Below are 24474 nucleotides of genomic sequence, written 5' to 3'. Positions count from 1 at the left end.
CCGCGTAACAGTCTATCCGCTCCCGATTAACACACCCACCGCAAGGACCAAGGCACCGCCCACAACGACCTGAAACGCCGCGCGAAAGAAGGGCGTTTCCATGTATTTGTTCTGGATCCACGCAATGGCCCACAATTCAACGAAGACCACAGCAATAGCGATCACCGTCGCGGTCCAAAAATCAGCGATCAGATACGGCATTGCATGTCCGAGCCCGCCAACCGTTGTCATGATACCAGACGAAAACCCGCGCTTTAGCGGTGAGCCGCGGCCCGATATTTGACCATCATCGCTGGCGGCCTCAGTAAAGCCCATAGAGATACCAGCACCGATACTTGCCGCGAGTCCAACCAGAAACGTCGTCCATGTGTTCTGTGTTGCAAAAGCCACCGCAAAAATCGGTGCGAGTGTCGAAACGGACCCATCCATCAATCCCGCCAAACCGGGCTGCACCCAAGTCAGGACGAACTGACGATGTGCCGTGTCTTTTTCTTCGGCGTCGGCGTCAGGGGACATTTGATCAACGAGGGTATCGGCAAGTTCTGAATGCCCAGCTTCGGCTGCGGCAAGATCGCCCAGCAATTTACGCGTCGCAGCGTCCTGCGTGGCTGCGGCTGCGGTTTCGTAAAACCGTTGAGCATCCTTTTCCATTTGCCGCGCTTCTTCGCGTATGCGGTCCAAGCCAAGCGTTTCCACGAGCCAGACGGGGCGTCGTGCGTAAAAACCAGCAACGTGCTCACGTCTCAGAAGCGGAATTACGTCTCCGAACCGCGATTGGTGCAGTTCGATCAACTGTTGGCGATGCCCGTCTTCTTCAACCGCCATGCCTTCGAAGATCTCAGCAGAAGCAGGAAACTCTTCTCTCAAGCGTTCCGCATAGGTTCGATAGATCCGTGCATCATCTTCTTCGGACGAAATCGCGAGCGCGAGAACTTCTTGCTCGGAGAGATCTTTGAAACGGCGGCGGTTGGTCAATCCAGTCAGCATGTCGATCCTTTCTAGAATGATTCTAATTTATAGCCGTGAACTGGAGGGTCAAGCGCAGAAAGTGAACTGTTCAGTTCATTTTATTCTTGCAAACTAAACGAATCGGTTTAGTTATCTGGAAACACAGTTCACTTACGCAAAAGGAACCCAATATGAAAAACCTAATCCTGACCGCCACAGCCGGTATTTTCCTGGCATCCGCCGCAAGCGCTGGCGGAATGTCATTTTCCCTTCCAAACTTGTGGTTCCCACCAGCGGACGACGTCACAGTGACAAAAGATGCGCTTTCGGTTGACGCTACGACGGTCACCCCGCTCACCGATGAGTAGCTCGCCCCTTCTTGCCCGAACTGAACGGATCAGTTTATAATTGGGGCAAGGAGATCCCAAAAATGGCTGACGGACCACCAGAGGTGAAACGCGGACGCAAGTTCGACCAAGTGCTTCATGGCGCGCGCGATATTTTCATGTCCGACGGCTTTGAGGGCGCGAGTGTTGACGACATCGCGAAAGCCTCTGGCGTGTCCAAGGCGACGCTCTATAGCTACTTCCCCGATAAACGTTTGTTGTTCATGGAGGTCGCAAAGTCCGAATGCATCCGGCAGGCAGATGAGGCCGTTGCATCTATCGACATGTCGCTGCCCGTTGCGACGGTTCTGACGAGCGCTGCATGGCAGATGGTGCGGTTTTTCACATCAGATTTCGGGCAACGCGTCTATCGGCTCTGCGTCGGCGAAGGGGATCGCTTCCCTGAGTTGGGGCAGGAATTCTACAAGAGTGGCCCAGCCCTTGTTCGAGATCGTTTGATAGAATTCCTAAAGGTCGCAATTTCCCGTAATGAGTTGGAAATCGATGATCTGCCGTTGGCGGCTGACCAGTTCCATGAACTCTGCAAAGCAGACCTTTTCCCACGTTTGATTTTCAACATGGACACTTCATTTTCCGACGATGATAAGCAGCGGATCGTAACTGGCGCTGTCGAAACCTTCCTCGCCCGTTACGCTAAATAGGCCCGCCTCACCGAGGCGGACCTATAGGATTTAGAACTCCACAACAGCGCGGATGGATTTACCTTCGTGCATCAGATCGAACCCGTGATTGATCTCGTCCAAGGTCAGTTTGTGCGTGATCATCGGGTCGATCTCGATCTTGCCGTCCATGTACCAATCCACAATCTTCGGGACATCAGTCCGCCCGCTCGCTCCGCCAAAGGCGGTGCCACGCCAGCTGCGCCCTGTGACCAGCTGGAACGGACGGGTCGAGATTTCCTGCCCAGCGCCAGCGACGCCGATGATGATGCTCTCTCCCCACCCTTTGTGCGCGCATTCCAGCGCTTGACGCATAACATTCACGTTGCCAGTGGCGTCAAACGTATAGTCAGCGCCGCCGCCCGTCAGCTCAACCAGATGCGCGACGATATCGCCATCGACATTCGACGGATTGACGAAATCGGTCATACCAAAATGCGTCGCCATTTCTGCTTTGCTGTCGTTCAGATCAACGCCCACGATCTGATCCGCTCCAGCAAGCCGCAGCCCTTGTATGACGTTCAGCCCGATACCGCCCAAACCGAACACGATGCCGGTGCTGCCAATCTCGACCTTGGCCGTGTTGATGACTGCACCAATGCCTGTGGTGACGCCGCAACCAATGTAACAAATTTTATCGAATGGCGCGTCCTTGCGCACCTTCGCCAGCGCGATTTCTGGCACAACCGTGTGGTTCGCAAAGGTCGAACAGCCCATGTAGTGGTGGATCGGGGTGCCGTCGAGCATGGAAAACCGTGTAGATCCGTCTGGCAAAAGCCCCTGCCCTTGTGTCGCGCGAACGGCCTGACACAGGTTGGTTTTCGGGTTCAGACAGTATTCGCACTCACGGCATTCCGCAGTGTAGAGAGGGATCACATGATCGCCAACTTCGAGGCTGGTAACACCTTCACCAACTTCAATCACAACGCCCGCGCCCTCATGCCCTAGAATTGCAGGAAAGATACCTTCGGGATCATCACCCGAACGCGTAAATTCATCTGTGTGACAAAGGCCGGTGGCTTTGATTTCGACAAGAACCTCTCCGGCGCGAGGGCCTTCCAGATTGACCTCCATCACTTCGAGGGGTTTGCCGGCTTCCATAGCGACTGCTGCGCGTGTTCTCATGATTGGGACTCCATTGTTTGCAGAATACCGTGTGGCAAACGTGCCGATCATGCAATCCCCTCGGTTGCGCCAAATTCAAAGTCGGCCGATAGTGGTCGAATGAAAAAACTGTTGTTGATCGTTCCGCTCGTTCTCCTTTCCGCTTGTGACCTTGCAGGCCCACTGCCCGCGACGCCAACGGGGCCACCCACACCTGTGCCAGAGCAAGACACCTGCAATGCGGCGCAGCACGCCACACTTATCGGGCAAGACGCGACGGCCTTGGAACGGGTGCTTCTCTTGGCACAAGTCCGCGTGACCCGCCCAGGGCAAGCCGTTACAATGGATTTCCGCCCGAGCCGCATCAACTTTAACGTTGGGGCCGACAACAGGATCAAGACGATTACATGTGGGTAAGGTTATCGAAGTCACCCCAAAGGCGCACACTGGGTGGGGGCTGATACGACGCACCCTCGGGGGACTCACGATGCGTTTGGAATGACGATCAAATGGGGCGCAAATTGGTTGTCCGCGCGGTGTTTTGGTGACCGCGATACCGAAAATCTACTGGGGGTTGATTTGAGCCGCATAAGTCGCAAACTGAACCTATGAACGCACCAACTCCATTTCCTAATCAGACACCTGCGCAGATTGCGTTTCACAGAACCGAACTGAACGCTATTTTGTCTCTTTACGGTCGATTTGTGGCTGCAGGTGAATGGCGAGACTATGGGATTTCCCATCTAAAGGATGTTGCGGTTTTTTCTGTGTTCCGCAGAACGGCAGAGAACCCGATGTATCGGGTCGAAAAACGGCCCAGCTTACGAATGAAGCAGGGGCAGTACTCCGTTATCGGGATGGACGGGCAGATATTGAAGCGCGGCAATGACCTGCGGCAAGTCCTACGCGTTCTGGAGCGCAAACTAATCCGCGCCGTCGACTAGAGAACACGACGGCGGGCAAGGACATCCCCATCCCCTTGCGCTTTGATCCGCAAGGTTGCCTTCTCTAACCCCTCGTAGACGACTGCCATGTGGTGCGCATTGGCATGGATCATCGTCTCGCCGTCGACCATCATCGCGACATGACCTTTCCAGAAAACCAAATCGCCCCTTTGCAAAGGCTCGTCTGCGGTCAGCAATTTGCCGAGCCCGTCTTGCTGCATATCACTGTCACCAGCGCACAAATGGCCACAGGCATGATAAGCGGCCTGCACCAGACCGGAACAGTCGATCCCGCGCGTTGAATTACCGCCCCAAAGATATGGCACACCAAAGAACAGCTGCGCGACCGTCGCCGGATCAGAGAATGGATGTGACAGGGGACGTAGATGTTTTTTTGGAACGAAACCCTGTGGTGTTTCAAAAAACTTGTGACGTTCGTCGACAACAGTCAGCTCCGCACCAAACGGGAGGTGCAGTAGGTCCTGTGACTTGAAGCTCTCAGTGGCATAGGCGTGGGTCGCTGGCGTTGCGACACGGTGGGTCGGCGACTGAACAGCGACCAAAGCGGAGTCCACAACATAGCCGACATAACCGTCCCGTTTGGATTGCACAAAGGCCCAGCCTTCACGACGTTCATAAACTGTCACCGCCGACCCGATCAGCAATTGCCGATCTCGTTTGCCAGCGGGTGTTGCCAACAGGTCAACCACGACCGTTCCAATGGTGGCTGGCTCCCCGTCCGTAAAACTATCAGCTTCAACCTGCCCCTGAAGGTGGCTGGCAGCCACGCGCCCGTTGGCTGGTGTTAAGCGTCTGTCGCTCACAGGCCCAAAACCTCAGGCAAGGCTGCAAGCACGGCACGGGCGCCCTGCCCAGCGCCCCCCTTTGGGCGGGCTGGGGCCGCGACGGGATTCCAGCCATAAATGTCAAAATGCGTGTAGGGCGTATCGCTTACAAAACGGCGGAGAAACAAGGCTGCCGTGATTGACCCCGCAAACCCACCCGCTGGAGCATTGTCTAGATCCGCAATCTGCGGTTCGATCATGCGCTCATAGGGGTCATGAAACGGCATTTGCCAGACAGGGTCCGCGACTTCGCTGGCTGCTTGAGGAAGCGCTCGCGCCATCGCATCATCGGTCGTGTAAAATGGCGCAAGGTCAGGCCCTACCGCAACGCGCGCAGCCCCCGTCAGCGTCGCCATCGAAATGATATGATCCGGCTTCCCCTCATCCGCGAGCGCAAGAGCGTCGGCGAGAACCAAACGGCCTTCCGCATCGGTATTGTTAATTTCGACGGTCATTCCCTTACGACTTGTCAGCACATCACCGGGCCGGAACGCAGACCCATCAACCGAGTTTTCAACGGCGGGGATCAGCACACGCAGCTTGATGTCCAGCTTGAGCGCCATAATCATATGGGCCAAACCCAATACAGTCGCGGCGCCACCCATGTCTTTCTTCATCAATCCCATCGACGCGCCGGGCTTTAGATTTAGCCCGCCGGTGTCAAAACAAACCCCTTTACCGACAAGCGTCAGCGATGGGCCCGTTGTCCCCCACGTCATATCGATCAAGCGGGGTACGCGCGGTGACGCCCTACCGACTGTATGAATAAGAGGGAAATTTTGGTCTAGAAGTTCATCCCCTTGGATGACCGTGCAGTCAGCGCCATGGGTCTTAGCCAAATCCCGCGCTGCGGTCTCAAGCTCTTGTGGGCCCATGTCAGACGCGGGTGTATTGATAAGATCTCGGGTCAGGCATTCGCCCGCGACCAATGCCTCGATCCGAGTGGCGTCAACTCCAGCTGGCGCCGTAAAGTTTGATTTCGAAGAAGGTTGGGTTTTGTAACGGTCAAACCGATACGTGCTCATCAAAAGCCCAAACGCCGCTTCATCCAGCGCGGTGCCCGAAAGACCTGCCTCAAGCGCATAGATGCCAGTCGGCAGTTTCACAGCACCCGCCGCAACGGCAAATCGAACCCTCGTCTGCGCCCGCGCGCCCAAACCAATGAAAGCACGCGCTACGTGTCCGTCGTCATTCGCGATCAAAGCACATGAGCCGACACCGCCGTCAAATCCGTTCACCTGCAGCCAAGACGCGTGTGCCGCAGGAAGTCCCGCCAGCGACTTTTCTAGATCGTCTGAATAGATCGCCATCAGTTGGATTGCGTTCGATGAAGGGGCTGCGAATTTCGGGGACATAGGACCTCAGGCTTGGTTGAAGCAACAGCCTAAACCAGAACGCCTGAAGTGAAACCCCCGATCTAGGCATGTCCGGGACCTTAGAAGACGGTCATCGGTCCCGCAGCATGATCCAACGCCTGCGTCACGAGGCGCATGAGGCGCGACAAGGTCGCCGACAATGCAATTTCGTCTGGACCATCGACGCAATACACCACATCTGCCGCAACCTGACCAACCTGTCGCAATCCAAGCGTGTCGGCCAACATAACAATGCTTCGTGCGCGCGCTTCAAGCCGGTCGAACTGTCCTGATTGATAATCATCATCAAGCCACTTCAAATGTCGGGATAGCTCCTCAAGGCCTGAACAAAGCACGTCCCCATCTTCATAATGGTCGCTTTCCATAGCGAATGGAGACAGGGCATCATACTCTGGCCCTCGTTGTTCTCTTGGGATTAACCGCGCCACGCGTTCGTGCACGTGTTGATTTATTTGTTCCATGTTTTAACCACTCTTATTCACCCGCAACCAAGATAGGAGTTTTTAGGTTTCCAAGAGGTTGCTTCCGAATCACAAAAATCACTCGAATTTCCGACAAATCCGCAATATGACAGGCAAAGCCTAAAAACAGGATTGCAAAAATGAACCATGCACGCCCTCTCCCAGACTACCTTGTTCGACGCTATCACGGCTGGAAAGCCACCACATATGAGCAGAACAAAGGCTGGTACATGCAACTGGCCGAAGAGGGTCAGCACCCGCGTGCAATGGTCGTGTCCTGCTGTGACAGCAGAGTGCATGTGACATCAATTTTCGGTGCTGATCAGGGGGAATTTTTCATTCATCGAAACATTGCCAACCTAATTCCGCCCCAAGAAGACGGTGGCAATCATCACGGCACATCCGCAGCGGTCGAATATGCGGTCACTGCGCTGAAGGTCTCTCACCTGATCGTTTTGGGGCATTCGGCCTGTGGTGGTGTCAAAGGCTGCTATGACATGTGTTCAGGAAATGCGCCCGAACTCGAAGAGAAGAAAAGCTATGTAGGACGCTGGATGGATATTCTACGTCCGAGCTTTGAGAAGCTTCCGGAGGGGGACGACGAAAGCCGTATCCGGCAGTTGGAAAAAGACAGTGTCGTAACATCGCTCGAAAACCTGATGACGTTCCCGCATGTCAAAACAGCCGTAGAAAACGGTCGCTTGTCGCTGCACGGGTTGTGGAACGACATCGGCAAGGGCGGTCTTGAGGCCTATGATCCCGAAACCAACTCCTTCTCGCCGCTCTAGGCAGTATGGCGGCCTATTCACCGGGGTCGCTGATTTGAACGTTACATCGACGGAAAGCCAATGGCCGACATCTTAAACCTTGCCGCCTCCAACCTGCTTTCACCTGTTATCCTATCTTTCGTCCTAGGATTGGGCGCAGCCTTGGGGCGGTCTGATCTGACCGTCCCCGAAGCCGCCGCCAAGGCGATGTCTATTTACCTCTTGTTCGCCATTGGCTTCAAAGGGGGCGTCGCAGTCTCCGATAATGGCCTTGATGGCACGTTGATCGCGACTCTCGTCGCGGGATTGGTCCTTTCGGCAGTTCTGCCTCTGATCGCCTTCGCCCTGTTACGTGTTCTAACAAACCTAAGCCGGATCGACGCGGCAGCTGTCGCAGGCCACTACGGGTCGATTTCCATTGTGACATTCGTGGCCGCGTCCTCGGTCCTTGAAGGGCGCGCGATTTCATCCGAGGGCTATATGGTCGCCGTTGCCGCCGTCATGGAGGCCCCCGCGATCCTGTCAGCCCTTTGGTTGGTCTCGGCGGGCGGTTCGGGCCGCGGCATGGACAAAGAACTGATCCGTGAGATCATGTTCAACGGATCAATCGTTTTACTGGTCGGGGCGTTCTTTATTGGCGCGATTACGGGCCAAGACGGCTTGGCAAAAATCTCGAACTTCATCGTAGCGCCATTCACCGGGGTGCTCTGTCTTTTCCTGCTGGACATGGGTTTGGTCGCGGGGCGTGGCTTGCGCGAGGCGCGGGGCGTCTTGAACTTCGGCGCCATTGCGTTCGGCATTGCGATGCCGCTGGTGGGCAGTGTTGCGGGTCTGCTAGCCGGCCTGTTGGTCGGTCTGTCGCCCGGAGGTGTTGCGTTATTGATGGTTTTGTCGGCCTCGGCCAGCTACATCGCAGTGCCCGCCGCGATGCGCGTGGCCCTGCCCGAGGCGAACCCTTCAGTCTATCTAACCCTGTCCCTAGGCGTGACGTTCCCATTTAACCTGACAATCGGCATCCCGCTTTATGTTGCGGTCAGCCAAGCGATCACCGGAGGCTGACATGCAAACCCACAAAGCAAAACGCGTCGTCATTACAATCGAAGCCATCATGCAGCGTCGCCTGACCGACACGATTGAGGCCGCGGGTGTCACTGGCTATTCGATCCTTCCCGTTCTGGGCGGATCGGGTCGTTCGGGCGCATGGTCGCGCGATGGTCAAATCAGTCGCGCCGCAGGCATGGTGCAAGTCGTGTGCATCATCAAACCTGAACGGTTGGATGGGTTGCTGGAAGCCGCATTCGAGGTCGTGGACAAACACATCGGTGTTGTCACCATCAGCGACGTCGAAGTCCTGCGCGCCGAAAGATTCTAAGACTGTAAGCCCATACGCGCGGGGCACGAAAGCCAGGCGCATATGAACTAGCTGGCCTAAGCGCCTTTGATTGACGCCCAACGCTTAGTGACGCTTTGCCAAAATACCCACAATCACAGCAACTGCGCCCACCGCCAAAAGCGCCTCCATTCCGGACTGGCGCGGCGTAGCAGCGGGAGCCTTTGGTTGAGCAACCACAACAGGTGCGCGGGCCGGCGTTGATTGGGCATAGGTAGCAAGTGGCGCGGACATCATAGCGGCCGCAGCAGCAACAGTGAGCAATTTTCGAAACATGGTCTATCTCCGGTATTAGGAACGGTTGTGTTCCTTTTTACGGATTAGAAATCAGTTTCCGTCGCGCCCCTCTTGGAAGGGATCTGACCGCCACCCAATACAGGCGGCGGTCATAATTTCAGGCCTTAGCCCTTTTTCAGGCAGCGTGCGCCGAGCGTCTCTGCGATCTGTACTGCATTCAAAGCAGCACCCTTACGCAAGTTGTCAGAGACAACCCACATGTTCAGGCCATTATCAATTGTAACGTCCTGACGGATGCGACTGATGAACGTCGCAAAGTCGCCAACACATTCGATTGGCGTCACGTAACCACCGTCTTCGCGTTTATCGATGACCATACAGCCCGGTGCTTCGCGCAGGATGTCGCGGGCTTCGTCTTCGTCGAGGAAGTCTTCAAACTCGATGTTGATCGACTCAGAGTGACCGACAAAAACAGGCACGCGAACACATGTCGCTGTCACTTTTATGGATGGATCGACAATCTTTTTCGTCTCGGCGACCATTTTCCATTCTTCTTTGGTATCGCCGCTGTCCATGAACACATCGATGTGCGGAATCACATTGAACGCGATCTGTTTTGGATAGGCCTTAGGCGCGACTTCTTGACCGGGCACATAAACGCCTTTGGTCTGGTTCCACAGTTCGTCAATCGCTTCCTTGCCGGAGCCAGAAACGGACTGATACGTGCTGACAACTACACGCTTGATTTTCGCGCGGTCATGCAGCGGCTTAAGAGCCACAACCATCTGTGCTGTCGAACAGTTCGGGTTCGCGATGATGTTTTTCTTTGTGTAGCCTTCGACAGCCTCTGGGTTCACTTCTGGAACAACCAACGGCACGTCCGGATCGTAGCGATACAAAGACGAATTATCGATCACGACACAGCCTTGCTTGGCGGCGATCGGCGCATATTTCTTTGTCGCTTCAGAGCCGACCGCGAAAAATGCGATATCAAAGCCGCTAAAGTCGAACGTATCCAAGTCTAGGGTTTTCAACGTCTTGTCACCAAAGCTCACTTCCGTGCCCAAGGATTTACGGGATGCCAGAACGGCAACCTCATCCGCTGGGAACTGGCGTTCAGCCAGTATGTTGAGCATTTCGCGGCCCACGTTTCCTGTGGCACCGACTACGGCGACTCTGTAGCCCATTATCTTGGTTCCTTTGTGTAAGACTCGTTCCCGCATGGGAACAGACGCCTCTTAGCGCCTCAAGGCCTTAAACAAAAGGGGGAAGCTAGTCCCTTGGGTCTTCGCTGAAGACATATATCGCAAGTCCACAACAGAATAAGATGCCATAGGTCAGGAAAATCATAGGATAAGCGGCCAGAGGGTCGTTCGTTGCCTCCCAGAATGTCGCGACTTTTCCAGTGACGATTTGCATTAGGCCAGCGCCACCGATGCTGAATAGATTGAGCAATGTGACGCCCCGCCCAGTAAGATGTTCGGGGAAAAACGGACGCGCTTGAGCGATGATGACAGGAAAGCCAGCACCTGCAATTCCAACCACAGCAAATAGCGCCGTAACAGTCCAAATGGATTGCCCAGAACCCGTTGTGGGGAAAGCATACAGTATAAAAAACGCCACCGCGCTTATTACACCGCCGCCAAACACCACCCACTTACGACTGCCAACGGCACGTTCTAGTGGACCAAAGATGAAACTGCCCACGATCATGGCGATTCCCATAACCAAGGTCATTGTTCCAATCGTTTGCGTATCTGCGCCGTAGACGTCTGATCCATACGGCCCAACCCAAAGCCCCCGAACACCCGCTGAAGGCGCATAGTTCACAAGCATCATCGGCAAAATGAACCACAATGCCTTGATCTTCAAAAGGTCCAGCACCGAACCGCGCGGACCTGCGCGTTCTTCTTTTGGCGGGTCAGTCATGAATATCCAAAGTGCAGCGGCGACCATCAACGTTACTATAGCCAACGCGACCATGGTTTCGCGCCAGCCAAACGCTTCAACAGCCCACGCCATCGGCGCCGAACTTGCCAAATTCCCAAGGCTCCCGACGCCGATCATCGCCCCTGCCAACGTAGAAAACAGTGCCGGAGCGTACATTTTGGCAAAAATGTAATAGCCAGCCATCAAGACCGGCGAACATCCAACGCCGATCATCGCCATCGCCCAATTGATATGCGCTGGGGTCTGCGCAAACGCGAACATCAACGCACCGCCTGCTCCGCCCAAGGCGAACAACACCGCCGCTGTAATCCGCGGCCCGATCCGATCCAACGCTTCGCCAACGGGTATCTGCATCGCAGCGAACACCAGAAACCAAAGCCCCGAAGCGTAAGCGAGATCCGCTGACGACGCGCTCAAATCCGCCTCTAACTGTGGTGTAAGAACCGCCAAGAACGCGCGGTAGAACTGGCTTAGAACGTAGCCCAAGACCAAACACATCAGACCAATTCGCATATTCTCGCCCTTTTGCATCGGGGTCGCACGGCTTGCAGCGCTTGGCAAGCGGGTGTAGCAATAGCATTGTTTCTTGTGACGGGTTGCTATGGTAAACAAGCGCGCGCTGCCACCATGCCCTAACTAATTGTCGTCTGTTATTTCTGATGGGTGAACAACGCTATCGAATTTGTCTTGAAAAGAGAGAACCGCCATGGCCACCAAGCTTCCACGGCTAGATACAAAATGTTCTGATTGCCCGATCCGCCATCGGGCCGTTTGCTCCAAATGTGATGCTGACGAGTTGGAAGAACTTGATCAAATCAAGTTTTACCGCTCCTTTGAGGCCGGTCAAACGATCGCTTGGTCAGGCGACGAACTGACATTTGTGGCATCGGTGGTGCGCGGGGTTGCGTCGCTGGGACAAACTCTGGAAGACGGGCGCACACAGATGCTTGGATTGCTCCTGCCGTCTGACTTTATTGGCCGCCCCGGACGGACTAGCGTCGCGCATGATATCGAAGCGGTGACAGACGTAACCCTGTGCTGTTTTAGACGGGCGCCATTTGAAAAAATGTTGGTGGACACACCCCACATTGGTGAACGTCTTTTGCAAATGACCATGGACGAGCTTGATTCAGCGCGTGAGTGGATGATGATCCTCGGCCGCAAGTCAGCGCGAGAAAAAGTCGCAAGTCTTCTAACGGTCTTCGCCCGCAGGGAAACACCGTTCGATAACGCCGCCCTACAATCCAGCATCGCGATTGATTTGCCGCTCACGCGTGAAGCCATGGCAGACTACCTTGGCTTAACGCTGGAAACCGTCAGCCGACAAATCTCTGCCCTGAAGAACGACGGGATTATCCAGCTTGACGGAAATCGACGCGTCATAGTGCCAAACCTCGCACGTTTGATGGTCGAAACCGGCAGCAACATGAACATGAGCCTGCACAGCTAACGCCATGACGCCCCACCGTTAGTGGGACATCATGATTGGCACTTCGGATTTTTCGAGCATGTCACGAGTCGCGCCGCCGATTAAGGCTTCGCGGAACCGCGAGTGGCCATAGGCACCCATTACAATCAGGTCATTCTCGTGATCGTTGACGTAGCGATTGATCACATCGGCGACCGTCGGCAACGTCTTCGACAAGATAGAGACTTCAGCCGTAATGCCGTGGCGCGACAGCATGAGAGTTACAGCCCCACCCGGGTCAGACCGATCAGGGGAATGCGACGGCGGGTCAACCATCACAATCTGTGTTCGGTCGGCATTTTCGAGTGCTGGGAGGGCGTTTCTAATAGCTCCAAGCGATTCGGGGCTTTCGTTCCACATGACCAATGGGTTTTCAAAGGTGCAGAAATTCTCTGCATCCTTTGGGACAACCAAAACTGGCGCACTGGTGCCAAACAAAGCCGCCTCAAGAACACTGACATTCAACTGGGTCGCGGAATTTCCATAGGGCTGAGGCACAACAACCAAGTCAGCGAATCGGACAACCCGTGCAATCGTGCTTTCTAGGCCGACCGAATTGATCACCAACGGGCGCACCGAACTTGCAAAGGTTACATTTTTCAATCGATCTTCTGCCCACTTCGCAAGGCGATCCGCCGCGATTTGCGCGTCGCCTGTCGCCATGAGAGACAAAGCAGGGGCTGATCCCATAGGCACCATGTCATATCGGACGGGATCGTAGCCAAGGCAAAAGACGTCTAAATGGCCGTTGCTGTGTTCAGCCAATGCAATCGCTGCATTGAACGCTGCCAAATCCGATTCTTCGTCGGTTAGTACAAAGTTAATTGTCCGGTAGATCATCCCGGATCCTCCTGTGCAGAACTGCTGGTGACTGCAGGATCACGAAGCCTTGCAGTCGCTGACCTAATCCGTATCAAGGTTTTCAACGCCCGTTCTTGATGTAGATCAAAGTGACTCTCGACGGGGCATGCGACATCATTAGGCAAATTTCCGCCATGGCGACTCTGTCGTGGCACGCATAAAGGGGACAGATCAAATGTGGGAATGGACCAAAGTAGTGGCGTTTGGGGTAATCACCCTATTAGCCGCTCTAGCAGCAAGTTGGGCGCGCGACCTCGCGTTTCAAGTGCACGCGGTAATAGTAATGCTAGTATCCGCTGGAATGTTTATCTGGTCGGTACGCGGGCTGGACGAAGCTCCTGCTCCGCTACCAAGCGGATACGAAGACGGTGTGATTCGATACGGTGTGATTGCGACCGCATTCTGGGGGCTCGCTGGGTTTCTGGTCGGGACGTTCATTGCGTTTCAATTGGCCTTTCCTGCACTGAACTTTGAATTCCTACAGGGGTTCGGCAACTTCGGACGCCTACGCCCACTGCACACATCTGCAGTGATCTTCGCGTTTGGTGGCAACGCCTTGATCTGTACGTCATTCTACATTGTTCAGCGGACATCGGCAGCACGCCTTTGGGGCGGCAACCTCGGTTGGTTCGTCTTCTGGGGCTACAACCTGTTCATCGTCCTTGCCGCAACTGGCTACCTGCTGGGTGCAACGCAATCGAAAGAATACGCTGAACCTGAATGGTACGTTGATATCTGGCTCACAATCGTTTGGGTCGCATATCTTGCTGTCTTCGTTGGCACGATCCTGAAGCGTAAAGAGCCGCACATCTACGTGGCAAACTGGTTCTTCTTGGCCTTCATCGTCACAATCGCAATGCTGCACCTCGTCAACAACCTGTCCATCCCGGTCAGCTTGTTGGGTTCCAAATCCGTTCAGGTCTTCTCGGGTGTACAAGATGCCATGACGCAGTGGTGGTATGGCCACAATGCCGTTGGCTTCTTCCTGACTGCTGGTTTCCTTGGGATGATGTACTACTTCGTGCCAAAGCAGGCTGAAAAACCTGTCTTCTCTTACAAGTTGTCCATCATCCACTTCTGGGCGTTGATCTTCTTGTATATCTGGGCTGGTCCACACCACCTTCACTACACAGCGTTGCCTGACTGGGCTTCGACTCTTGGTATGGTGTTCTCGATCGTCCTCTGGATGCCGAGCTGGGGTGGCATGATCAACGGTTTGATGACGCTGTCTGGCGCATGGGACAAGATCCGCACCGACCCGATCATCCGTATGATGGTTATCTCTTTGGGTTTCTACGGGATGTCCACATTTGAGGGTCCAATGATGTCGATCCGTGCTGTGAACTCTTTGTCTCACTACACTGACTGGACAATCGGCCACGTGCACTCTGGTGCCTTGGGTTGGAACGGTATGATTACGTTCTCGGCTCTGTATTTCCTGACACCACGTCTTTGGGGCCGTGCATCGCTGTACTCCCTTCGTTTAGTGAACTGGCACTTCTGGCTCGCGACAATCGGCATCATTCTTTATGCTGCGTCGATGTGGGTCACAGGTATTATGGAAGGCCTGATGTGGCGTGAAGTTGATGCGCAGGGTTTCCTTGTGAATAGCTTTGCTGACACCGTGCAAGCCAAATTCCCAATGCTCGTGGTACGCGGTTTGGGTGGGGTTCTTTATCTCACCGGCGCGATCATCATGTGTTACAACCTTTGGATGACAGCCTTCGGCAAACAGCAAACAGCTGCTGTAGCCGACGACTCTGCCATTCCTGCTGAATAAGAAGGAGACGACTCATGGGTATTCTTGATCGTCATCATGTTCTCGAAAAGAACGCGACACTATTACTAGTAGGCAGCTTGCTGGTCGTCAGCATCGGCGGGATCGTTGAAATCGCACCTCTGTTCTACCTTGAGAACACCATCGAGGACGTAGAGGGCATGCGCCCCTACTCCCCGCTGGAACTCACGGGGCGCGACATCTACGTTCGCGAGGGTTGCTATGTCTGTCACAGCCAGATGATCCGCCCGATGCGCGATGAGGTCGAACGTTACGGCCACTACTCGCTCGCTGCGGAATCTATGTATGACCACCCCTTCCAATGGGGCTCCAAACGAACAGGGCCTGACCTTGCTCGCGTGGGTGGTCGTTACTCGGATGCATGGCATGTTGACCACTTGGTCAGCCCTCAGTCGGTTGTTCCGGAATCCATCATGCCGCCCTATGCGTTCTTGATGGACCGGATGATCGAACCTGAGCACATCGTGGATCTCTTGCAGACTCACCGCATGGTCGGCGTCCCGTATACAGACGAGATGATCGAAAATGCGTCTGCAGATTTCATCGCTCAGGCTGATCCGTTCAGCGATTGGGATGGCCTCGTTGAACGCTATCCAAACGCACAGGTTCGTAACTTCGACAACCAAGACGGTATTTCCGAAATGGATGCATTGGTTGCCTATCTGCAAATGTTGGGCACGCTGGTCGATTTCTCGACCTTTACGCCTGATGCTAGCCGCTAGGGGGAACAGCAATGGACTTGTATTCACTCTTACGCGAACTGGCTGACAGCTGGGGCTTGCTTGCTTTGTTCGTCTTCTTTCTCGGAACGTGGCTCTGGGCATTTCGCCCTGGGTCACGGGCCTTGCACGACGATGCTGCCGATGTGGTCTTTCGCCACGACGACGGCCCGCTAGAAGATGACGCTACCAACACTAACACCCGTTCGGAGGGTCAATCATGAGCAATAATGACAAACAGGACGACGTCGGCACCACCGGACACAGCTGGGACGGTATCGAAGAACTGAACAACCCACTGCCACGATGGTGGGTCTGGATCCTTTACCTGACAATCGTTTGGGCCATCGGCTACACGATCGCTTATCCAGCTTGGCCGCTTGTTACAGGCGCAACCGAAGGTGTTCTCGGCTTTTCTACACGCGGCCAAGTCCAAGAAGATATCCTCCGTGTTGAAGAACAAAACGCGGATCTTCTCGAGCGTTTGACAACCATTGATCTGGCCGCCGTCGCCGATGATGACGAGCTGCACGGCTTCGCAATCAACGCTGGTAGCTCCATCTTTGCGGCGAACTGTTCCCAATGTCACGGTCGTGGCGCTGCGGGCGTTCAGGCAGGTGGTTATCCGAACTTGTTGGATGATGACTGGCTCTGGGGCGGCAACATCGAGGAAATCGTCTATACTGTCACTCACGGTATTCGTAACGAACAGTCTTTTGACAGCCGTTACTCAGAAATGCCGAAGTTCGGTGCAGATGAAATCTTGATCGACGACGAGATAACCGCACTTGTGCAGCACGTTCGCGCGATTTCCGGTCAAGAACATGATGCTGAACTGGCGACCACAGGCGCCGAGCTGTTCCTCGACAACTGTGCGTCCTGTCACGGTGACGCGGGCGAAGGCATGGCTGAGCTTGGTGCGCCAAACCTGAGCGATGCGATTTGGCTCTATGGTGGCGACGAAGAGACTATCTACGCGTCCATCTACAATGCCCGCTTTGGTGTTATGCCAGCTTGGTCAGAAGAGTATCGTGCTGCGGGTGGATTGAGCGCAGCTGAGATCAACGCTGTTGCAGTCTACGTCCACCAGCTTGGTGGTGCGCAGTAACACTTGCCGGGGGCTCGCCCCTAGCATTGCAAAATTTGGGACAGGCGGCTGATGGATCAGCCGCCTGTTTTCGTTTAAGCGCCCAGTAAGGATACTGCTGCAACCTGCCCGTTGGTTATTTTTCTTGATTCAAGTCAAAGTTATATCTCTCCCATTAGTTCAAAGATGCGGGAACGCATAACAATCAACCGGAAGCGAGACAGATGAGCACCGAAAACCCGCCATCACTATACGCAAAACGCGAACCCGTCTTTCCCCGCAAGGTGAAGGGCACGTTCCGGACGCTCAAATGGGCGATTATGGCCGTAACTTTGGGGATTTATTACCTTACCCCATGGATTCGTTGGGATCGCGGCGCAGAACTGCCGGATCAGGCGGTTCTTATCGACCTTGCCCACCGTCGCTTCTTCTTCTTCTGGATCGAAATCTGGCCGCATGAATTCTATTTTATTGCGGGTCTGCTCATTATGGCGGGCCTTGGCCTGTTCTTGTTCACGTCCGCCATGGGGCGGGTTTGGTGTGGCTATACTTGCCCACAGACAGTTTGGACTGACCTCTTTATTGCCACTGAACGTTGGATTGAAGGCGACAGAAACGCCCGCGTGCGACTTTGGAACGCCAAATGGGACGGACGTAAAGTCCGTCTGCGGGTAACGAAGTATTTCACCTGGCTCCTAATCGGCCTCGCCACCGGTGGCGCATGGGTCTTTTACTTCACCGATGCGCCAACCCTGTTCACGAACCTTCTGAACGGTTCTGCGCACCCCATCGCCTACACCACAATGGCAGTTCTCGCTGTTACAACAGTATTCTTCGGCGGCATTGCCCGCGAACAAGTCTGTATTTACGCATGCCCATGGCCGCGCATCCAAGCCGCGATGATGGACGAAGACACGATCACAATCGGCTACCGTGAATGGCGCGGCGAGCCACGCAAGCACTCAGAAGCGCTAAAAACCGGCGAACCGATGGGTGATTGCATCGACTGCAAAGCCTGCGTCACCGTTTGCCCCATGGGCATCGACATCCGTGACGGACAGCAGATGGCCTGTATCACCTGCGGCCTCTGTATTGATGCCTGTGATGACATGATGGCCAAGATCGGTAAGCCACGTGGTTTGGTTGACTACCTGTCACTGGATGACGCTGAAGCCGAAGCCGCTGGAAAACCAACCAAACCGGTCTGGCAGCATATCCTGCGCCCACGGACCCTGATTTATTCCACACTTTGGTCCATCGTCGGCATCGGCTTGGTTGTTGCTTTGTTTATCCGTACGGATATCGACATGACAGTCGCCCCAGTGCGCAACCCAGTCTACGTAACGCTCTCTGACGGAACAATCCGCAACGTCTATGAAGTGCGCCTGCGCAACAAACACGGCGAAGAACGTCCATTCGAACTGTCTCTTAACTCGGAAGCGCCCCTTCTGGTTAGCTTACAGGGACAAGAAGAGGGCGACCTTACCGTGATGGTCCCGGCTGACTCCACCCACCTCGTGCGGGTCTTCGTGTCCGCCGAACAGGGCAGTGAAGGCGCCCTTGGGGATCGTACGCCCTTGCGTTTCTGGATTGAAGATTCAATCAATGAGGAACGTGCATTCGATGACACCTACTTCAACGGCACCGGAGGATCCTAACATGGCCATGGCCCCATTGACCGGCCGCAAAGTCTTCTTCGGAATGGCTGGAGCCTTTGCGATCATCATCTCGGTCAATCTTTTCCTCGCCTATTCCGCGGTTCAAACGTTCCCGGGACTTGAGGTTAAGAACTCGTATGTCGCGAGCCAGAACTTTGATGCTGACCGTGATGCGCAGTTAGCACTGGGTTGGACGGTTTCCGCCGAAGTCATCGACGAAGAACTTCACCTCAACATCACCGACGAAGACGGTCGTCCTGTTGAAGTGGCCGAGCTTGACGGCACCTTTGGCCGCGCAACCAGCGTGCGGGACGACCAAACGCCCGACTTTTTGTTTACAGGCGTCAACTACACTGCCCCTGTCACAACCTCCGCAGGGAACTGGAATTTGCGCATGGAAGCAGTCGCCGAAGATGGCACGGCGTTTCGCCAGCGCATCGTGGTACTTGTGCACAGATGAGCGCAACCGACGCCCATATCAGGATGTCTGCCTGCCCTGGCTGTGATGCCACGTCTTTGGCGACATCCCGTGCGGCAGGCACGGCGCAAGCGGGCGATCAAGAGATCGCTTTGTCTTTGCCAAGCATGCATTGCGCGGCTTGTATATCGACCGTGGAACGCGGGCTGATGGACATCGATGGCGTTTCGTCTGTTCGGGTAAACCTGACCCGTAAACGCGCCGTGGTTCATGCTCGCAATGATGTCTCGGACGAAATGCTCACGGAAGCGTTGGCGCGGCTGGGCTATGATGCGCAACCCTTGGATCAAGCGACCCTTTCGGCTGATCAATCGGACAATGCGGCACGCGATATCCTGATGCGTCTTGGTGTATCCGGTTTCGCGATGATGAACGTCATGCTGTTGTCCGTAGCGATCTGGTCAGGCGCCAGTGACGCGACGCGTGACTTGTTCCATTGGATTTCCGCGGCCATCGCGCTGCCGACGATCATTTTTGCTGCCAAACCTTTCTACGTGAACGCATGGAAAGCCCTTCGCGTCGCGCGTTTGAACATGGACGTTCCGATTACGTTGGCGATTTTTCTTGCGGCAGGCATGTCCCTGTTCGAAGTCGCGAACTCCGGTGAACATGCCTATTTCGACGCCGCTTTGTCGTTGTGTTTCTTCTTGCTAGCAGGGCGGTACCTAGATCAACGCACGCGCACGATCGCACGCTCTGCCGCTACCGAACTCGCCGCGTTAGAGGCCCCAACCGCGCTTCTTCTGACCGATGGCAAACCTGACACGGTCGCGCTGGACACTTTGGTTGTCGGCGACACGGTCTTGGTCCGTCCTGGCGCGCGGATGCCAATCGATGGCGAAATTATAGATGGCGACAGCGAATTAGACCGCGCATTCCTAACAGGTGAGTCCGACCCAATTGCCGTCCGTCTTGGCGACCAAGTGCGCGCTGGTGAAATCAACCTGACGGGACCGCTGCACGTTCGTGTCACTGCGGTCGGGAAAGACACGTTCCTACATGCTTTGGCTGATCTGATCGCCATCGCAGAGAACTCGAAATCAAAATACAACTCGCTCGCAGACAGAGCCGCCGCAATTTATGCGCCAGCCGTGCACTTGCTGTCGTTTGCTGCCTTTCTCATGTGGATGTACCTGACGGGCGGCGATTTGCGGTTCTCTCTTAACATTGCGGTTGCGACCCTTATCATCACTTGCCCTTGTGCGCTTGGCCTTGCAGTTCCGGCGGTCTCCACCGTTGCCTCTGGCGCCTTGTTTCGCAAAGGGCTGTTGGTGAAACACGCCACAGCCTTGGAGCGTTTGGCAGAAGTCACGGCGGTGGTCTTTGACAAGACAGGCACTCTAACGATTGGCCAACCGCGCCTTCTGAATCCCGATGCCATTGCCCCTGCCGACATGGCCGTGGCCGCCGCACTCGCCAGTTCATCCGCGCACCCGCGCAGCAAAGCCATCGCACAAGCAGCCGCTGAGATGGACCTACCCGAGGTGACGCTCACCAACGTCAAAGAACAGGCGGGTCATGGTATCTCTGGCCAGTGGAACGGACAATCTGTTGCCCTTGGGCGTGCGGATTGGGTTGGCGGCACGAGTGACGGCACGCAGCTGCGCGTCGGTGATCAAGCGCCTATTGCGCTCGAATTTGAAGACACGTTGCGGACAGGCGTGGCCGAGCTCCTTGAGCTGCTCAAGGATCTCGGGTTTCCGATAACACTGCTGTCTGGGGACACGCCCGACAACGTTGAACAGTTTGCGACCCCTCTTGGACTGACCGATTGGCGCGCCGGAATTTTGCCCGATGATAAAGCTGCGATCCTCAAACAGATGACCGCCGATGGCGACAAAGTGTTAATGGTTGGCGACGGGCTGAATGACACCGCCGCCATGGCGCTTGCTCATGTGTCTATCGCGCCTGCCTCCGCCCTTGATGCGACCCGTGTTGCGGCCGACATGGTGCTTGTTGCTCCCGACGTGTCACAGATTGCAGATGGGCTACGGATTGCCAAATCAGCGCGCCGTCGCATCTTGGAAAACTTCGGCATTGCCGCTTGCTATAATGCGATTGCCGTTCCGATTGCCTTCTTTGGCTTTGCTACGCCCTTAGCGGCAGCAATCGCCATGTCGTCCAGCTCGATCATTGTGTCCCTGAACGCGCTAAGGACCCGCTGATGGAGGTTCTGACGTTCCTTATTCCGGTTTCTCTTGGCCTTGGTTGCCTTGGGCTTGTGGCCTTTTGGTGGACCTTACGGTCTGACCAATATGATGATCCCGAAGGCGACAGCGCGCGCATTCTGCGTGACGATTATGATGACCATCCAGCAGACTAACCCACTATTCCCGACTGAAATACTCGGCGATAGATGGACGATGCAGGGCCAATGCGCTAGCAAGCGGTCATGACCGACACTTCACAGAAAACAATCAAGCCTCATCGCTCATTTTGGCAATTCGCTGACAAAGCCATCGGCGCAATGGTGTTTGCGATCGCTGCGTTTTGCATCCTGCCCCATGTCGCGGTCCTGTTTGCTGCCCTGACAAGCGGCACAGAGACCCTACGCCACCTCGCTGGGTCCGTCTTGGATGACTACACGCTCAACACGGCCAGTCTGGTTTTGATCGTTGGTTTTGGGACGTTCATGATCGGGACAGGTGCGGCGTGGCTTGTCACGATGACCGACTTTCCCGCCCGCCGCGTGCTTGAGGTCGCCTTGGTCATCCCGCTGGCCTTTCCGGCCTATGTGTTAGCCTATGCCTATACGCATGTGCTGGACCATCCCGGTATCGTGCAAACACTGCTACGCGACCTGACGGGTTGGGGGCCACGGGATTATTGGTTCCCCGAAATCCGGTCGATGGGCGGGGCGGCAATGATGTTGACGCTTGTGCTCTACCCTTATGTTTACCTTCTTGCGCGGGCTGCCTTCTTGGGTCAAAGCGCGACGACATTCCTTGCGGCGCGCTCGCTTGGCAAGTCGCCAGCGCGGGCGTTTTTGACAGTTTCTTTGCCCCTCGCACGGCCTGCTATTGCGGCGGGCGTCTTGCTGACAATGATGGAAACCATCGCGGATTTCGGCACGGTTTCCTATTTCGGGGTACAGACCTTTGCGACGGGTATTTACACAAGCTGGTTCTCGATGGCCGATAGGGGTGCGGCTGCACAACTATCGCTTGGGCTGTTGGCGTTCGCGCTCCTTCTAGCCATGCTGGAACGCGCCAACCGTGGCCGCGCGCAGTTCTCAAACGGGAAACGCCAAGAGGTCATCGGCCGTATAAAACTTACAGGTCTCTCAAAATTTGCCGCGATGATCCTTTGTGGACTTCCGGTGGCGATGGGCGTTGTCCTTCCAGTGATTGCACTGACGGTCATGGCAATCGGTTCGGAACAGGATCTCCTCAGCAGCCGTTATATTGGGTTCATCACGAATTCGCTGACCTTGGCGTCGATTGCGGCAGTGGTGACGGTTATCATCGCCGTTGTCTTGGGCAGCTTTGCACGGTTGCGCGACAGCCGCGCAGCCTCGGCCGCGCTATATGTCGCGCGGATCGGATATGCGGTGCCGGGCGGGGTGATCGCGGTTGGCCTGCTCGTGCCATTTGCGGCTTTTGACAACGCGCTCGATGCTTGGATGCGAGAGACGTTCGACATTTCCACAGGGCTGCTGTTCACAGGGTCCATCTGGCTTTTGATCGGGGCCTATTTGATCCGGTTCCTCGCCGCGGCATTGGGGGCTTATGAGGGCGGTATTTCCTCGGTCAGCCGCAATATCGACTCGGCAAGCCGAATACTGGGCGAGTCAGCCATCGGCACAGTGCGTCGTGTCCATGTACCACTGCTGACGCCAAGCCTGCTGACGGCCGCATTAATCGTCTTTGTGGACGTGATGAAGGAACTCCCCGCGACCCTTATTATGAGGCCCTTCAACTTTGATACTTTGGCGGTGCAGGCGTACCGTTTGGCATCAGATGAACGGCTGAACGGAGCAGCCGTGCCAAGTCTTTTGATCGGCGCAATCGGATTGCTGCCTGTCATCTTGCTGTGCCGAAAGGTCGCTCGTCACTGATCAGCCCAACAGAAAAAGGGCGCAGCTTTCGCTACGCCCCATTCTATCCAAGGTCTTGGTCGTTCTTTATTCCCAACCGACATCATTGAAGATGGTCAGTGCCAACGGCAACTGCTTGGCAACTGCGCTTAAGTCAACGTTGTCCGCGCGGAACCCACCCAAAGATGCGACTTCTGCGCTCAACTCAACGCCTTCTACTGCTGGGAACTCGTCATTTCCGTTCGAGAAGTACTGCTGCGCTTGATCAGACGCGAGGTATTCCAAAAACAGCACAGCGTTTTCACGGTTCGGCGCGTGGGCCGCAACACCTGCACCAGACAGGTTCATGTGTGCACCTTCACCGTCTTGGCTTGGCCATTGCAGCCCGATCATGTCAATGCTCTCTGACAGGCCATCAACCTCGGTGCGGATCGCACGCGCGAAGTAATAAGTGTTAGACACTGCGATTTCACACTCGCCCGACACGATACCGCGCAGCTGGTCCGTGTCACCGCCCTGCGGGTCACGTGCCATGTTGTTTACGACACCCTGCGCCCAGTCGCGGGCAACTTCTTCGCCGTGGTTTTCAATGATCGAAGCCAATAGCGTTTGGTTATAGGTGTTCGTCGAAGACCGAATGCAAACGAGGCCCTCATACGCAGGATCGGCCAGATCAAGATATGTTGCCGGAGGGTTTGCCACGTCCGCTTTGTCATAGAAGATCACGCGCGCACGCTGTGAGAACCCAAACCATTGGTTGTCACTGTCTTGCAGATTGGCTGGAATGCGTTCCTCGAGGATATCGCTATCAACCGACTGCAAGATGCCCATGTCCTTGGCGCGTTCCAAACGAGACGTGTCCACAGTGATCAGAATATCCGCTGGGGAGTTCTGACCCTCGGCTTGCATACGTGCCGCAAGCTCATCAGCTTTGCCTTCAATCCGGTTAATTGTGATGCCCGTGGCATCTTCGAAGTCAGAATAGAGCCGCTCATCGGTATCATAGTGGCGTGCTGAATAGAGGTTCAAATCGCCTTCAGCATATGCAGGTGCAACAGTGCCAAGCAGCAGCGCGGCAAGAGTGAGTGTCTTAGTTGTCATCGGAACTTTCCTATATCTGACTTTTTTACTCAACTACAAAGCAGCGCGTGCGCGGTCAAGTATCCTGAGTAAAATAATCGGAAATAATTTCGCTCACCTTGACGCTGCATCAAAAGGCATTCTTGCAGCCGACTGAAGCTAGGATTGTCCTCAAGGGCGCACCCTCATCATGAGAGCTCC

Annotated in this window: 27 protein-coding genes; 17 read left to right on the top strand and 10 right to left on the bottom strand. The window is 55.2% G+C overall.

Annotated features, from left to right (window positions below; genetic code table 11):
* Positions 1-12: 12 nt before the first annotated feature.
* On the bottom strand, positions 13-987 hold the full coding sequence (gene mbfA, locus KO486_RS04675) for an iron exporter MbfA (protein WP_216036073.1): 975 nt from the start codon (positions 985-987) through the stop codon (positions 13-15).
* Between the two features lie 152 nt (positions 988-1139).
* Between mbfA and KO486_RS04670 the strand changes: the two genes are divergently transcribed.
* Positions 1140-1316, top strand: a complete 177-nt coding sequence (locus KO486_RS04670; RefSeq protein ID WP_216036072.1) for a hypothetical protein — start codon at positions 1140-1142, stop codon at positions 1314-1316.
* Between the two features lie 62 nt (positions 1317-1378).
* Positions 1379-1996: a TetR/AcrR family transcriptional regulator gene (locus tag KO486_RS04665; RefSeq protein WP_216036071.1), complete on the top strand. Its 618-nt coding sequence runs from the start codon at positions 1379-1381 to the stop codon at positions 1994-1996.
* 30 nt (positions 1997-2026) lie between these two features.
* On the opposite strand, the gene KO486_RS04660 is transcribed toward KO486_RS04665, so the two are convergent.
* Positions 2027-3139 (bottom strand): S-(hydroxymethyl)glutathione dehydrogenase/class III alcohol dehydrogenase, encoded by a 1113-nt coding sequence (locus tag KO486_RS04660; protein WP_216036070.1) that lies wholly within the window; start codon positions 3137-3139, stop codon positions 2027-2029.
* A 99-nt stretch (positions 3140-3238) separates the two neighbouring features.
* Between KO486_RS04660 and KO486_RS04655 the strand changes: the two genes are divergently transcribed.
* Positions 3239-3535: an I78 family peptidase inhibitor gene (locus tag KO486_RS04655; protein WP_216036069.1), complete on the top strand. Its 297-nt coding sequence runs from the start codon at positions 3239-3241 to the stop codon at positions 3533-3535.
* 191 nt (positions 3536-3726) lie between these two features.
* Complete coding sequence (locus KO486_RS04650) at positions 3727-4062, top strand: DUF2794 domain-containing protein (protein ID WP_216036068.1); 336 nt, start codon at positions 3727-3729, stop codon at positions 4060-4062.
* Here the strand turns inward: KO486_RS04650 and KO486_RS04645 are convergent.
* The 3 genes from KO486_RS04645 to KO486_RS04635 form a co-directional block, all read right to left on the bottom strand.
* Entirely contained in the window at positions 4059-4886 is an 828-nt protein-coding gene (locus tag KO486_RS04645; RefSeq protein WP_216036067.1) for an NlpC/P60 family protein, read from the bottom strand. The genes KO486_RS04650 and KO486_RS04645 overlap by 4 nt on opposite strands.
* Positions 4883-6262, bottom strand: coding sequence for a leucyl aminopeptidase family protein (locus tag KO486_RS04640; RefSeq protein ID WP_216036066.1), 1380 nt, complete (start codon positions 6260-6262; stop codon positions 4883-4885). The genes KO486_RS04645 and KO486_RS04640 overlap by 4 nt, the downstream gene beginning before the upstream one ends.
* A gap of 80 nt (positions 6263-6342) precedes the next feature.
* Positions 6343-6711 (bottom strand): hypothetical protein, encoded by a 369-nt coding sequence (locus tag KO486_RS04635; RefSeq protein ID WP_354667485.1) that lies wholly within the window; start codon positions 6709-6711, stop codon positions 6343-6345.
* A 173-nt stretch (positions 6712-6884) separates the two neighbouring features.
* Between KO486_RS04635 and KO486_RS04630 the strand changes: the two genes are divergently transcribed.
* The 3 genes from KO486_RS04630 to KO486_RS04620 are packed head-to-tail and all read left to right on the top strand — an operon-like array spanning position 6885 to position 8883.
* A complete protein-coding gene (locus KO486_RS04630) occupies positions 6885-7532 on the top strand; it encodes a carbonic anhydrase (RefSeq protein WP_216036064.1) in 648 nt (215 codons plus the stop codon).
* A 60-nt stretch (positions 7533-7592) separates the two neighbouring features.
* The gene (locus KO486_RS04625) at positions 7593-8570 is read left to right on the top strand and encodes a sodium-dependent bicarbonate transport family permease (RefSeq protein WP_216036063.1); all 978 of its coding nucleotides are present in this window, start codon (positions 7593-7595) and stop codon (positions 8568-8570) included.
* Position 8571: 1 nt separating this feature from the next.
* Positions 8572-8883, top strand: coding sequence for a transcriptional regulator (locus tag KO486_RS04620; RefSeq protein WP_216036062.1), 312 nt, complete (start codon positions 8572-8574; stop codon positions 8881-8883).
* 84 nt (positions 8884-8967) lie between these two features.
* On the opposite strand, the gene KO486_RS04615 is transcribed toward KO486_RS04620, so the two are convergent.
* The 3 genes from KO486_RS04615 to KO486_RS04605 all read right to left on the bottom strand — a co-directional run bounded on the left by KO486_RS04615 (position 8968) and on the right by KO486_RS04605 (position 11601).
* A complete protein-coding gene (locus KO486_RS04615; RefSeq protein WP_216036061.1) occupies positions 8968-9177 on the bottom strand; it encodes a hypothetical protein in 210 nt (69 codons plus the stop codon).
* A 125-nt stretch (positions 9178-9302) separates the two neighbouring features.
* On the bottom strand, positions 9303-10325 hold the full coding sequence (locus KO486_RS04610; RefSeq protein WP_216036060.1) for an aspartate-semialdehyde dehydrogenase: 1023 nt from the start codon (positions 10323-10325) through the stop codon (positions 9303-9305).
* A gap of 85 nt (positions 10326-10410) precedes the next feature.
* Positions 10411-11601, bottom strand: a complete 1191-nt coding sequence (locus KO486_RS04605) for an MFS transporter (protein ID WP_216036059.1) — start codon at positions 11599-11601, stop codon at positions 10411-10413.
* Between the two features lie 193 nt (positions 11602-11794).
* On the opposite strand from KO486_RS04605, the gene fnrL reads away from it, so the two are divergent.
* On the top strand, positions 11795-12538 hold the full coding sequence (gene fnrL, locus KO486_RS04600) for a transcriptional regulator FnrL (protein WP_216036058.1): 744 nt from the start codon (positions 11795-11797) through the stop codon (positions 12536-12538).
* Between the two features lie 18 nt (positions 12539-12556).
* On the opposite strand, the gene KO486_RS04595 is transcribed toward fnrL, so the two are convergent.
* Positions 12557-13396 (bottom strand): universal stress protein, encoded by an 840-nt coding sequence (locus tag KO486_RS04595; RefSeq protein WP_216036057.1) that lies wholly within the window; start codon positions 13394-13396, stop codon positions 12557-12559.
* Positions 13397-13592: 196 nt separating this feature from the next.
* On the opposite strand from KO486_RS04595, the gene ccoN reads away from it, so the two are divergent.
* The 9 genes from ccoN (at position 13593) to KO486_RS04550 (ending at position 23214) form a co-directional block, all read left to right on the top strand.
* Positions 13593-15197 (top strand): cytochrome-c oxidase, cbb3-type subunit I, encoded by a 1605-nt coding sequence (ccoN, locus tag KO486_RS04590; protein ID WP_216036056.1) that lies wholly within the window; start codon positions 13593-13595, stop codon positions 15195-15197.
* A 14-nt stretch (positions 15198-15211) separates the two neighbouring features.
* Positions 15212-15937, top strand: a complete 726-nt coding sequence (gene ccoO / locus KO486_RS04585) for a cytochrome-c oxidase, cbb3-type subunit II (RefSeq protein ID WP_216036055.1) — start codon at positions 15212-15214, stop codon at positions 15935-15937.
* A gap of 11 nt (positions 15938-15948) precedes the next feature.
* Positions 15949-16158 carry a cbb3-type cytochrome c oxidase subunit 3 gene (locus KO486_RS04580; protein ID WP_216036054.1) on the top strand — a complete coding sequence of 70 codons (210 nt, stop codon included), beginning with the start codon at positions 15949-15951 and terminating at the stop codon, positions 16156-16158.
* The gene (gene ccoP / locus KO486_RS04575) at positions 16155-17042 is read left to right on the top strand and encodes a cytochrome-c oxidase, cbb3-type subunit III (protein ID WP_216036053.1); all 888 of its coding nucleotides are present in this window, start codon (positions 16155-16157) and stop codon (positions 17040-17042) included. Before KO486_RS04580 ends, ccoP begins: the two co-directional genes overlap by 4 nt.
* 203 nt (positions 17043-17245) lie before the next feature.
* Positions 17246-18679 carry a cytochrome c oxidase accessory protein CcoG gene (gene ccoG, locus KO486_RS04570; protein WP_216036052.1) on the top strand — a complete coding sequence of 478 codons (1434 nt, stop codon included), beginning with the start codon at positions 17246-17248 and terminating at the stop codon, positions 18677-18679.
* A 7-nt stretch (positions 18680-18686) separates the two neighbouring features.
* Positions 18687-19139, top strand: a complete 453-nt coding sequence (locus tag KO486_RS04565; RefSeq protein ID WP_216036231.1) for a FixH family protein — start codon at positions 18687-18689, stop codon at positions 19137-19139.
* A complete protein-coding gene (locus tag KO486_RS04560; protein WP_216036051.1) occupies positions 19136-21322 on the top strand; it encodes a heavy metal translocating P-type ATPase in 2187 nt (728 codons plus the stop codon). Before KO486_RS04565 ends, KO486_RS04560 begins: the two co-directional genes overlap by 4 nt.
* Positions 21322-21480 (top strand): cbb3-type cytochrome oxidase assembly protein CcoS, encoded by a 159-nt coding sequence (ccoS, locus tag KO486_RS04555; protein ID WP_216036050.1) that lies wholly within the window; start codon positions 21322-21324, stop codon positions 21478-21480. Before KO486_RS04560 ends, ccoS begins: the two co-directional genes overlap by 1 nt.
* Positions 21481-21624: 144 nt before the next feature.
* Positions 21625-23214 (top strand): iron ABC transporter permease, encoded by a 1590-nt coding sequence (locus tag KO486_RS04550; RefSeq protein WP_252734583.1) that lies wholly within the window; start codon positions 21625-21627, stop codon positions 23212-23214.
* A gap of 66 nt (positions 23215-23280) precedes the next feature.
* Here the strand turns inward: KO486_RS04550 and KO486_RS04545 are convergent, their stop codons facing one another.
* Positions 23281-24294, bottom strand: coding sequence for an extracellular solute-binding protein (locus KO486_RS04545; protein ID WP_216036048.1), 1014 nt, complete (start codon positions 24292-24294; stop codon positions 23281-23283).
* Positions 24295-24474: the final 180 nt, after the last annotated feature.

This window comes from Octadecabacter sp. B2R22, assembly GCF_018861045.1.
In the GTDB taxonomy this organism is placed as follows: Bacteria; Pseudomonadota; Alphaproteobacteria; order Rhodobacterales; family Rhodobacteraceae; genus Octadecabacter.
The sequence above is the reverse complement of the archived record's forward strand: the minus strand, read 5'-3'. Positions and strand labels throughout refer to the sequence as shown.